This is a genomic window from Lactobacillus crispatus, assembly GCF_018987235.1.
Lineage (GTDB): Bacteria > Bacillota > Bacilli > Lactobacillales > Lactobacillaceae > Lactobacillus > Lactobacillus crispatus.
The window spans coordinates 1744398-1756714 of sequence record NZ_CP072197.1 but is presented as its reverse complement, the minus strand read 5'-3'; the positions used below and the strand labels follow the sequence as shown (position 1 = coordinate 1756714).

The following is a 12317-nucleotide window of genomic DNA, read 5'->3' as shown; positions in this document are numbered from 1 at the left end:
CTCTATTATAAGGGACCATCTTTTTTGATATACTTAAACATAATTTTATATTTTAAGCGAGGTAAAGAGATTGATTACAGTATCCGACGTTAGTTTACGATTTGGTGGCCGCACACTCTATGAAGACGTTAACTTAAAATTTACTCCAGGCAACTGCTACGGCGTAATTGGTGCCAATGGTGCCGGTAAGTCAACTTTTCTTAAATTGTTAGAGGGGAAACTGGAACCAACAACAGGTTCAATTTCAATTGATCCCAATGAGCGCATGTCCAGCTTGAACCAGGACCACTTTGCTTTCGAAGACTTCTCTGTCATGGACACAGTAATTCAAGGGCACAAGGAACTGTATCAAGTAATGAAAGAAAAAGATGCTCTTTATGCCAAACCTGACTTTGGTGATGAAGATGGGGTTAAGGCAGCTGAATTAGAGAGCAAGTTCGCAGAACTTGATGGTTGGAATGCGGAAGCGGATGCGGCTAAGCTGCTGCAATCATTAGGGATTCCTGAAGAAGAACATCAAATGATGATGAAGGATTTACCTGAAAGCGAAAAAGTTAAGGTCTTATTGGCCCAAGCTTTGTTTGGTAATCCTGATATTTTGCTATTGGACGAACCGACTAACGGTTTGGATGTTCATACCGTTGAATGGTTAGAAGACTTTTTGGCTGATTACCCTAACATTGTGATTGTTGTTTCTCACGACCGACACTTTTTAAATCAAGTATGTACTGAAATGTGTGACGTTGATCGTGGTAAGATTCAGCTTTATGTGGGTAACTATGACTTTTGGTATGAATCAAGCAAACTAGCTAATGAATTAGCTGCTAACCAAAATGCTAAAAAAGAAGAAAAGATGAAGCAATTGCAAGAATTTATTGCCCGCTTTTCTGCTAATGCATCTAAATCACGTCAGGCAACTTCTCGTAAGAAACAACTTGATAAGATTACTTTAGATGATATTAAGCCATCTAGTCGTAAGTATCCATTTGTAAAGTTTGAAATGCACCGTGATTTAGGTAATGACCTAGTTAAGGTAGAAAATGTTTCTTATTCAGTTGATGGTGAAAAGATTCTGGATAATGTGTCTTTCATCGTGCGTCCTGGTGATAAGGTAGCATTTTTATCACGTAACGCTTTAGCAACGACTGCGCTGCTTGATATCGTTGCTGGTAAGCTTAAGCCAGATACTGGTACCGTTACATGGGGTCAAACAACGGCCTTTAACTACATGTCACGCGATTTGAACGCTAACTTTAATAATGATGACTTAACAATTTTGGACTGGCTGCGTCAATATGCTACTAAGGAACAAGACGATAACACTTTCTTACGTGGATTCTTGGGTCGAATGCTCTTTAGTGGGGAAGAAATTGAAAAGAAGATCAAAGTACTTTCCGGTGGGGAAAAGGTTCGTTGTCAATTGTCCCGAATGATGCTTGAACCGGCTAATGTATTGATCATGGATGATCCTACTAATCATTTAGATCTTGAGTCAATCACTGCATTAAATGATGCCCTTGTTTCATATCCAGGTTCAATTTTATTCACCTCACATGATCATGAATTTATTCAGACTATTGCTAACCACATTATCGAAGTTGGACCTAAAGGTATTGTTAGTCGCCAAGATACGAGTTATGATGAATTTTTGGATAAAGAATCAATTCAATCGGCAGTAGCTAAGATATATTAATAAAAGATTATTGAATTTCTTGTGGTTGAAACTTAGCTATTTTTGGTTCATGATGTGAGGTAAATAAAGAATGAAAGGACTTACATTATGAAACGAATTAAAATGGGATGTACTACTTTAAGCATTCCAGCGATGGCACTTGGCATTATGCGAATGAATCAAAAATCAGTTCCAGAGGCTCAAGTGGCAATTCAAGCCGCCTATGATGCTGGGATCAACTTCATTGATTCTGCTGATATTTATGGCGGTGGAAAATCAGAAGAGATTTTTGGTCAAGCTTTTAGCCAAATGCAGATCAAGCGTGAAGAGATGTTTATTCAATCTAAAACAGGAATTGTTCCAGGAAAACGTTATGATTTTTCTAAAGAACATATTTTGCATAGTGTTGATGAAATTTTGGAAAGAATGCAACTAGATTATCTTGATTCATTAGTACTTCACCGACCAGATGCATTGATGGATCCAGAAGAAGTAGCTGAGGCTTTTGATCAACTACAGGCAGCAGGTAAGGTGCGCTTTTTCGGCGTATCTAATTTTGATACGGCTCAATTTAAATTGTTACAAAGTTGCTTGAGCCAGCGCTTGATGTTCAATCAATTACAATTTAGCCTGAAACATACAGGAATGATTGACTTTGGGATGCATATGAATATGGTAGATAAACCATCAGTTGATCGTGATAGCCAATTTCTTGATTATGCCCGTCTACACAAAGTTACTGTGCAGGCTTGGTCACCATTCCAGTATGGCATGTTTGAAGGGACCTTCATTGATAATGATGACTTCCCCAAGTTGAATCAAGAGTTGCAAAAACTGGCCGATAAGTATGAGGTAGGTAAAAATGCGATCGCTGCAGCTTGGATTTTACGTCATCCTGCAAATATTCAAATGCTAGTTGGATCAATGAATCCGCAACACATTAGGGATTCTGCTAAAGGTGCCAAGATTCGATTGACTAGACAAGAGTGGTACGATTTATACTTAGCTGCTGGTAATTATTTGCCCTAAACCGAATATTTTCTAATAAAAACAAAAAACTAGCTTTTAAAAGCTAGTTTTTTGCTTATAATGGATAATAGGACTATATAAAAGGGGATTAAGAAATGAAAAAAAAATATGGAAAAAATCTTATTTTTGAAGATTTTATTCATGATCGGGAAGTGAAAATGTATCGTAGTGATGCAGAAGATTCCGTTCATTCAGATTATACTTTAAATGTACAAGTTTTTACGTTAGATAATTTACCATTTTCACCATTAACTGGTGATCAACAACACATCTTTTTTGACTATGAGAAAGCTGGAACTGATGCAGTTAAGATCACAGGAGTTGAAGGCCATTTTTATAATGCAATTACTAGAAGGTATGAAGTGACTGATCATACTTTCGTTGTAGGAGAATTGCTTGATGACAAGGTAAGTGAGACAGTAGCTACTCAGCAAATGAGGGAAGCTGCTGAAAAAGTAATTGCAGAGTTAAGCAAACGTATTCCGATGCCTCCTCACATTAAGCATCCGAAAATTTTAACCGATGTACAAAGAGCAGAAAAATTGGTAACTGATCGCAATGTGAAGATTACTAGTTTAAGTAAGGCAACAGGAATTTCAACCTATACTTTATATAACTATCGTAAGAATCCGGCTTCTTTGCATAAGGCCTCGCAAGCAACGGTTGATTGCTTAACCAGCAAGTATTTTGAAACTTACTTTAGCCGAAATGAGATTGAACGCTTTCGGATGATGTTAATCAACATTGTTGGAGCTTATTTGAAGGAAACAGAAGGTAATCCAATTGCCTATGATCCTGCACATGCTTTATATACAATGTGTCAAAAAGGGGATTGGCATCGTTTAGCTAAAATGGAAGAGTTGTGGCGAGCAAGCTACAGTGTAGAAAGGTCGCTTTAATGCAAACGATGTTTGTTCATGCGCTTAACGGCGTAAAAAATTGGTAATCCAATAATGACAATTCCAGCAAAAAGTAAAACACCAGCTGGATCATTAATTAATTCACTGATTAAGACAAACAAACCGCCTAAAATAGCAATTATAGGCACAAAAGGATAAAGTGGAGTACTGAAAGGACGCTCTGCTTTATTCTTTTTTCTTAGGATAAAAATTCCAAAGAAGGCTAAAAGATAGAAGCAATAAACTGTAAAGACGCAAAGATCTGATAAGTGGTCTGGATCAAAGAAAATCATCATTAAAAGGGCTAAAAGGACGATAAACAAAGTAGCAACAACGGGAGATTTTCCTTTAGGAGTAACATAGGCTAAGTATTTAGAAAAAGGTAAATCTCCTCGTTTAGCCATGGCATAAACGATTCTAGGAAAGGTCAGCATTTTCCCATTTAATGTTCCCATCATTGAAATGATGATGCCAATGGAAAGAATTTTACCTCCGATTGCACCGAAAACCGCGTTAGCTAGATAAGTAGTAGTGTTTTCGCCTAGTTGGTGAATTTGATTAGCGGGGATGAAGCGGAAAATCCCAATTGTAATTAGGGTATAAATAGCCAAAACAGCTGTAATTCCTGCAATGATTGCTCGAGGTAATAATTTTTGGGGATTTTTCATTTCGCCGCCTAAATTAGCGATTAAAATCCAGCCATCGTAGCCGAATAAAGTGGCTAAAACAGCAACACCGAAGTTACTAGTGTGTTGACTAACCTCTGCTACAGTCTGGTTAATCGCATCTTGTTGACCCCAACAGATTCCACAAATGGTGATTACAGCAATCGGAATCATTTTGGCAATCGTGGTTATGACCGAAAAGATTGCACCTACCTTATTTTCGAAGAAATTCATGATTCCAATTGCTAAAACTGTGATTAAAGCCAAAGGAATGCGCCATGAATGATTCAAACCAAAAAAGTTAGTCATCATGATGCTCATAAAACCAGCAACGGCGGCAATAATTGCAGGACCATACACGATGATCTGCATCCAACCAGCCATAAAGCCTAAAATGCGGCCATAGAGATTTTCAATGTAGACATAAAGACCACCAGTGTAGGGCATTTGCGCCCCTATCTCGGCAATGGTGAGACCTGCAGCCAAGGTAATTAGACCACCAAAAATCCAAGCTAGTAAGGCCATTGTAGTTGAACCTGCACTGTCAAGAACAGAAGCCTGCTTAAAAAAGATACCAGAGCCGATGATAGTTCCGATTACAATTGAAAAAGCTGAGCCGAAACCAATACTGCGTTTAAGCTTGTTGTCCATTTTTTCTCCTTTATACAAAAATAGCCGGATTCACCTTATCGTCTAGAAACGATTGAGTGAATCCGGCTGCTGATTTACGTACACCAAAATCACTCAAGTTCAGTTGGAACTTGAGCTAGATGAGTATGCCAATGTGGTGTCTTGATAAATCATAATTGAATCTCCTAAATTAATTTTAATTAGAATATCATAATTATTAAAAATGAACAAGAAAAATTTGAGATTTTTAGTCTTCGATAATCGTATTCTGTGCTTTGCTCATCTTTTTAACTAAAAAGAAAATTGGCCAGCCGACAGCGGTAATTCCAGTAAAAAGCAAAACGCCAGCGGGATCATTGAAGAATTGGCTGACTAAAACGAAGAGCCCGCCTGCAATTGCTACTAAAGGAATTAGGGGATAAAATGGCACGCTGAAAGGACGTTGGTCCTTATTTTTGTATCTTAAAATGAATAAGCCAAAGAATGCTAAAACATAGAAACTATAAATTGTGAAGACGCAGAGATTTGATAGGTAATCAGGATCGAAGAAAGTCATCATAATTCCAGTTAAGGTAATTAAGAGCATAGTAGCCATAACTGGTGCTTTTCCCTTAGGTGTAACGTATGATAAAAATCTTGAGAAAGGCAAATCCCCGCGCTTAGCCATAGCGTAAATAACACGAGGAAAGGTGAGCATTTCTCCATTAAGAGTGCCTAGCATTGAGATAATAATGCCGACAGATAGAACTTTACCGCCAATTGGACCAAGAATAGCGTCAGCCAAATAAGTGGTTGAATTTTTACCTAATGCATGAATTTTATCGGCAGGGATGAAACTAAAAATACCAATAGTAATTAACGCGTAAATTACTAATACTGTAGTGATTCCAATGATGATTGCTTTGGGTAATAATTTTTGTGGATTCTTAATTTCACCACCTAAATTTGCAATAAAGATCCAACCGTCATAGGCAAAAAGGGCAGCGAGAACAGCTACGCCAAGACCACCTGTTGATCGATTCAGCTCAGTCACAGTTTGGGCGACAGCGTTTTGCTCACCCCAGCAGATGCCGCAGAAGATAATTGCAAAAATAGGGATCATCTTAGCAATTGTAGTGATTATAGCAAAGGCTGCACCGACTTTATTTTCTAAAAAGTTTAAACCGCCGATAGCGATGATAGTGATCAAACCAATGGGAATACGCCATTCGGTGCCGATGCCAAAGAGATTAGTCACCATAATACTTAAAAAACCGGTAACTGCAGCTATCATAGCAGGACCGTACACAATAGCCTGCATCCAACCAGCCATAAAACCTAAAACGCGGCCGTAAATTTTTTCAATATAGACGTAAAGTCCACCAGTATAAGGCATCTGGGCACCGATTTCCGCAATCGTTAAGCCGGCGGTTAATGTGATAATCCCAGCTAAAATCCATGCTAAAAGTGCCATAAAGGTTGAGCCTGCGCTATCTAAAACTGAAGCTTGTTTAAAGAAAATTCCAGAACCGATAATGGTTCCAACGATAATTGAAAGTGCAGAACCTAAGCCAATACTGCGTTTAAGGTGATTGTCCATAAAAGTCCTCCAGATGTAAAAATATGTATAACATTATATCATATAAGGTGACATATAGTTTCTAAAGATACAGTAAAAGATTAACTGAATTCTTCTTGTTTACCACTAGAATTGAGTATAAAATGAAAAACAAAAATATTTGTTGAGTGAGAAAGGGATTTCATGCGCGTTAATGTATTACAGCATGCACCTAATGAGGGACCTGGTTCTATTCAAGCCTGGTGCCATGCTAGAGATAACGAAATGTTCGTTTACCATCCAGGGAATTTTGGTATTTTGCCAACTGTTGATGAAACAGATCTATTAGTAGTCCTAGGCAGTCCAAACAGTCCTAATGATGATCTTGATTGGGTCAAAAATGAACGTGTGTTGATTAGACAAATGTTAGATCAACACAAGCCGATCTTGGGAATTTGTTTTGGTAGCCAGCAGATTGCTAAAACTTTGGGCTATAAGGTACTTGATGCACCCGCTAAGGAAGTAGGTTGGGCACCAGTTTATTTGCAAGATCAGACTATTACAGGAATTCCGGATAAGTTAACAGCTCTTCATTGGCATGAACAAATGAGTGAAATTCCAACCGAAGCTAAGTTATTATTCTCTAGTGATCTAGTTAAGAATCAAGGCTTTTTACTGGGAGATAATGTAATTGGGTTGCAGTTCCACTTTGAACCGCAAATTGATAATGTGCGTGAGATTGCTATTAATGATGGAGCATATGCTTTAGAAAATAATGATTTACATCAAACGCCTACAGAGATTATTAATCATGGTGTGCCTGAGAAAAATAAAGATGTAATGTTTACTTTACTTGATTTCATTGCTAAATAAGCGAAAAGGCTAGGATCAAAATTTTGATCTTAGCCTTTTTCTTACTTCTTTTCTAGTTCTTTAATGTTCATACCAGGAATGTTGCCAAACCATTTTTTAACTAGGTGATTATATGTGCCATTCTTTTCTAGTTTTGCTAATGCAGTGTTGATATGCTTGAGCATGTCATTTTGCCCCTTATTAACTGCAATACCATATGGCTGGTTGGTAAAGGTGCCGCCAACTAATTTATAGCCGGAACTATCACGCAAAATCCCAGCTAAAATTCCGTTATCAGTTACAAAGGCATCTCCTTGTCCAGCTTTTAATGCGGCAAAAGCTTGGCCGTAATCATCGAATTGTAAAATTTCCGCTTTAGCAGCAACTTGATGGATAGCATCGGCGGCAGTAGTTCCTTTAACTACAAGCACTTTCTTGTTATTCAAATTTTTAGCATTTTTAATGGCGCTACTGTCAGCAACCATAATTGACTGTCCAGCAGGAAAGTAAGGGTGACTGAATTCGACTTGTTTTTTACGTTCAGGCGTAATGGTCATTGCTGCAATGACGGCGTCGACATTCGTGTTTTTTAGAAGCTGAATCTTGGTGTTGGCCGTTGTTGTTATGAAATTGGCTTTGGCATTTTTGCCTAGCATTTCATGGGTTAATGCATTAGCTAAATCAATTTCAAAGCCATTAAGTTTGCCTGTTTTAATATTTATTGAGCCGAATAATGGCGTGTCGGCTTTGACGCCCCAGTTAATGGTTTTACTAGTTTTAACTGCTTGATAAACGTTTTGCTTTTTGTTTTGCTTACAGCCACTTAATGGCAAAGCAAATAGGACCACTATTGAAATTATTAATAAAAACTTTTTACGCATATAATCCCTGCCTTGTTTTACTTGATGATTTTTTTATTATACCAATTTGAAATTTAGATGCAAAAATTGTTTCTTTACTTTAATTATAGTCTTATTTTTGACAAAATGATTTGACAATAGTCCATGTGCATACTAATATATTTGGTATGCATGTAGACTAAATATGGTGGTGAAGTAATGAAAATTAGTGAGACAGAAAAATTAAATCTATCAATTATCCATGGCAGCCGTGCTTATAGCCAATGGGAGCAGGATCATGACTTGCCGGACTATTTAGTGGTAATCATGTATGAATTACTGATTCGGGGAAAATTGACGCAAAGAGAATTAGTAAATCTGAGTGATTTACCCAAGCAGTCGATTAACAAAGGAATTAAGATTCTGCGTGATCATGATCATATCACGATGACTGTTGATCCTAGCGATAAGCGAGTTCGATTTTGCCAGCTTACCGAAGCAGGGCGGAAATATGCTTATGACAGGTTGCGTCCTCTATTTGAGTTAGAGGAAAAAACGGCTCAAGCCATGGGAACTGACAAAATGAAATTGTTAGCTAAGCTTTCAGAAGAATGGAGCACTACTTTTTGGCATTTTTTAAGTGAAGAAAGGAGTAAAAATGGAAAACTTTAAAATAATTCTTCCATACTTAAAGCGTTATAAAAAAGATGTTGTTTGTGCAATTATTGCTATCTTAGTTTCAGCGTTTTCTGGATTATATCAGCCTAAATTATTGGAAAATATTCAAAAGGCATTGATGGCGAATCAGAAGCAAGCAGTCTTGTCTGATGGAATCTGGCTAGTAGTCCTAGGTATAATTGCAATTATTTCGGGTATTTTTAACGTTTATTTTGCAGCGAAAATTGCACAAGGAGTAGTTAGTGATCTACGTGAAGATACCTATGCTAAGATTCAAACGTTCTCTTTTGGTAATATTAAGAAATTTTCAGCAGGTTCTCTAACTACACGGTTGATCAACGATATGAACCAGGTAATGAACATGATGATGCAGCTATTTATGCAGATGTTGCGGTTGCCGATTTTAATTGTCGGTTCATTTATCTTCTGTATCGTGATTATTCCGCGCTTCTGGTGGGCACCAGTGGTCATGGTTGCACTTATTTTTGGTTTTGGCGCTTACGTTTTAAGACAAATGAATAGTTTGTTTACCAAATTCCAAGAAATGATGGACCGAATTTCTAATCAAGCACAAGAAACATTGCAAGGTGTGAGAGTGGTTAAGTCATTTAATCAAGGTCCACAAGAAATTAAAAAGTTTGATCAAACTTCGGACCAATTGAATGACTACAACATTGTGATTGGTTACTGGTTCTCTGCAATTATGCCAGCTTTTCAGATGATCGCTTATACCGTAATTGCTTTAATTGTTTATTTAATTGGTAAAAATATTACGGCACATCCAAGTGATATTGCGGTAGTCAGTCCATTCGTTAACTATGTTTTAACCCTGCTATTTACGATCATGATTGCCGGAATGACCTTAATGCAATTTTCAAGAGCTAATATTTCTCTTGGACGTATTCGTGAGGTATTGGAGACTGAACCAGATGTCAAGTTTGTGGAAAGTGGTTCGGTTGCACCTCTTAGCGGTAGCGTAGAGTTTGATCATGTTTCCTTTACTTATCCTGATGGGGATGATCCTACTTTAAAGGATATTTCGTTTAAGATTAAGCCAGGTCAAATGGTTGGTATCGTTGGGGCAACAGGTGCTGGTAAATCAACTTTGGCCCAATTAATTGCTCGTTTATATGATCCAACTAAGGGTGAAGTAAAAATTGGCGGTCAAAATATTAAGGATGTAACTGAAGCTGCATTACGCAAAACTGTTTCTTTTGTGCTGCAGCGAGCAGTTCTTTTCTCAGGTACAATAGCATCTAATTTGCGTCAAGGTAATGCTCAGGCTAAATTACATGAATTGCAGCGTGCTGCCAATATGGCGCAAGCATCAGAATTTATTGAGCGTTATAACGATTCTTTCGATCATGAAGTAGAGGAGCGTTCTGCTAACTTTTCCGGTGGGCAAAAGCAACGTCTATCTATTGCACGTGGCTTGATTGCTAAAGCACCAATTTTGATTTTGGACGATTCAACTTCTGCTCTGGATGCGGAAAGTGAGAAGAAAGTACAGCAAGCTTTAGAGCATGAGCTGCCTGATACTACTACTTTTATCATTGCGGAAAAGATTGTTTCAGTGATTAATGCCGATACAATTTTAGTGTTAGATGACGGTAAATTAGTGGCACAAGGTACGCATGAAGAATTGCTTAAGACTTCGCCGGTTTACCAAGAAATCTTCAAGACACAAAAAGGTAAGAAAGGAGGAAATGAATAAATGAGTAATACGAAAAAGGCATTGCGCTATTTTGCTAAGTATTTGAAGCCTTATTGGAAGGGAATCACTATTGTGGTTATCCTTTCTTTGATTTCGAGTGGTGCACAGGTTATGGCACCTACATATTTAGGCCGTTCAGTTACCGCTTTAACTACTTATTTGGTTGATTTAAAAAAGGGTACAGCATCCATGAACACGTTCTATAGCGCGTTATGGTCGATGTTCTTGTTTTACTTATTGAGCCAGATAGCGATTTTTATTGCTTGGATGGTAATGTCCAAGTTCAATGCGGATTCAACTAATGACATGCGTGAGAATCTATTTGCCAAGTTTCAACGGATGTTAGTGCGCTACTTTGATACTCATCAGGATGGTAAACTTTTATCGCTATTTACTTCCGATTTGGATAATATTTTCAACGCAATGAACAATGCGATTTTTGAAATTATTTCCCAGGGAATTATGTTCGTGGGAACAATTATTGTGATGTTCACGATTAATAGTACTTTGGCTTGGACTACGATTGCGACAACACCATTCATTTTGATTATTAGTGTCCTTTTAATGAAAAAAGCTCGCGTTTATATCGATAAGCAGCAAGATGAAATTGGCGATTTAAATGGTTATATTACCGAACAGATCAATGGTGAAAAGGTGATTATTACCAATGGTTTGCGTCAAGAATCGGTTGATGCCTTCAAGGTCTACAACAATAAAGTAAGAACCGCTTTGTTTAAGGGGCAATTTTATTCGGGAATCCTATTCCCATTGATGAACGGATTGAACTTACTTAATTTGGCAATTGTCATCGCTATGGGGTCTTGGATGATTATTTCCGGTCAAATTTCTCAGGCTATTGGATTGGGCTTGATTGTAACTTTCGTTGAATATTCACAAGTTTATTTCCAACCTTTGACACAAATTACTTCAATTTATTCCATGATTCAATTAGCTTTAACTGGGGCAAGAAGATTAGCTACAGTTGAAGAACAAAAAGATGAAAACGAAGTGCCAAATGGTAAGGTCATTAGTGGTTTGAATCATGGTGTCAAGCTAGAAAATGTTCATTTTGGCTACAATAAAGATAAAGAAATTTTGCACGGAGTAAATATTTCGGTTGATAAGGGCCAATCAGTGGCTCTGGTCGGACCAACCGGTTCAGGTAAAACTACGATTATGAACCTGTTAAATCGCTTCTATGATGTTAATTCAGGTAAAGTAACCTTTGACGGGACAGATGTACGTGATATTCAACTAACATCATTGCGAAATAATGTTGGGATCGTCCTGCAGGACTCTGTCTTATTTACTGGTACTGTAGCGGACAATATTCGTTATGGTAAGCCGAATGCTTCAATGGATGAAGTGATTTCAGCGGCTAAGCAGGCTAATATCCATGATTTTATTGAGACTTTGCCTGATGGTTACGATACTCAAGTTAGCGATGCTAGCTCAATCTTTTCAACTGGGCAAAAGCAATTAATGTCAATTGCTCGGACAATTTTAACGAATCCACCATTCCTAATCTTGGATGAAGCAACTTCTAACGTAGATACGGTAACAGAAGAAAAGATTCAAAAGGCAATGGATACTGTGATTGCTGGACGAACAAGCTTTGTGATTGCTCACCGGTTAAAGACGATCTTGAATTCTAATAAGATTGTTGTGTTAAAAGATGGTAATGTGATCGAAGAAGGCAGCCACGAGGCACTGCTTAAAGAAAAGGGATTTTATTACAAACTTTACACAGATCAAATGGCATTTGATTAACAATGTGCTATACTTGACTTAATTGATAAATA

The 12317-nt window shown here is 37.6% G+C and carries 10 protein-coding genes; 7 read left to right on the top strand and 3 right to left on the bottom strand.

The window, feature by feature from the left end:
* The first annotated feature begins 70 nt into the window (after positions 1 to 70).
* The 3 genes from J6L97_RS08510 (at position 71) to J6L97_RS08500 (ending at position 3600) form a co-directional block, all read left to right on the top strand.
* On the top strand, positions 71 to 1693 hold the full coding sequence (locus J6L97_RS08510) for an ABC-F family ATP-binding cassette domain-containing protein (protein WP_057726750.1): 1623 nt from the start codon (positions 71 to 73) through the stop codon (positions 1691 to 1693).
* Between the two features lie 87 nt (positions 1694 to 1780).
* A complete protein-coding gene (locus J6L97_RS08505) occupies positions 1781 to 2701 on the top strand; it encodes an aldo/keto reductase (RefSeq protein WP_054832841.1) in 921 nt (306 codons plus the stop codon).
* 95 nt (positions 2702 to 2796) lie between these two features.
* Positions 2797 to 3600: a helix-turn-helix domain-containing protein gene (locus J6L97_RS08500; protein ID WP_005720835.1), complete on the top strand. Its 804-nt coding sequence runs from the start codon at positions 2797 to 2799 to the stop codon at positions 3598 to 3600.
* On the opposite strand, the gene J6L97_RS08495 is transcribed toward J6L97_RS08500, so the two are convergent.
* Both J6L97_RS08495 and J6L97_RS08490 read right to left on the bottom strand, forming a co-directional pair.
* On the bottom strand, positions 3597 to 4916 hold the full coding sequence (locus tag J6L97_RS08495) for an APC family permease (RefSeq protein ID WP_057726751.1): 1320 nt from the start codon (positions 4914 to 4916) through the stop codon (positions 3597 to 3599). The two genes, J6L97_RS08500 and J6L97_RS08495, sit on opposite strands and share 4 nt — an antisense overlap.
* A gap of 226 nt (positions 4917 to 5142) precedes the next feature.
* Positions 5143 to 6474 (bottom strand): APC family permease, encoded by a 1332-nt coding sequence (locus J6L97_RS08490; RefSeq protein ID WP_057726752.1) that lies wholly within the window; start codon positions 6472 to 6474, stop codon positions 5143 to 5145.
* 162 nt (positions 6475 to 6636) lie between these two features.
* Here J6L97_RS08490 and J6L97_RS08485 point away from each other — a divergent pair, with 162 nt between their 5' ends.
* A complete protein-coding gene (locus J6L97_RS08485) occupies positions 6637 to 7305 on the top strand; it encodes a type 1 glutamine amidotransferase (protein WP_005720832.1) in 669 nt (222 codons plus the stop codon).
* A gap of 41 nt (positions 7306 to 7346) precedes the next feature.
* Here the strand turns inward: J6L97_RS08485 and J6L97_RS08480 are convergent, their stop codons facing one another.
* On the bottom strand, positions 7347 to 8165 hold the full coding sequence (locus tag J6L97_RS08480; protein WP_057726753.1) for a transporter substrate-binding domain-containing protein: 819 nt from the start codon (positions 8163 to 8165) through the stop codon (positions 7347 to 7349).
* Positions 8166 to 8342: 177 nt separating this feature from the next.
* Between J6L97_RS08480 and J6L97_RS08475 the strand changes: the two genes are divergently transcribed.
* The 3 genes from J6L97_RS08475 to J6L97_RS08465 are packed head-to-tail and all read left to right on the top strand — an operon-like array spanning position 8343 to position 12285.
* Positions 8343 to 8795 carry a MarR family winged helix-turn-helix transcriptional regulator gene (locus tag J6L97_RS08475; RefSeq protein ID WP_005720830.1) on the top strand — a complete coding sequence of 151 codons (453 nt, stop codon included), beginning with the start codon at positions 8343 to 8345 and terminating at the stop codon, positions 8793 to 8795.
* The gene (locus tag J6L97_RS08470; RefSeq protein WP_013085988.1) at positions 8782 to 10515 is read left to right on the top strand and encodes an ABC transporter ATP-binding protein; all 1734 of its coding nucleotides are present in this window, start codon (positions 8782 to 8784) and stop codon (positions 10513 to 10515) included. The genes J6L97_RS08475 and J6L97_RS08470 overlap by 14 nt, the downstream gene beginning before the upstream one ends.
* Positions 10516 to 12285, top strand: a complete 1770-nt coding sequence (locus J6L97_RS08465; protein ID WP_057726754.1) for an ABC transporter ATP-binding protein — start codon at positions 10516 to 10518, stop codon at positions 12283 to 12285.
* Positions 12286 to 12317: the final 32 nt, after the last annotated feature.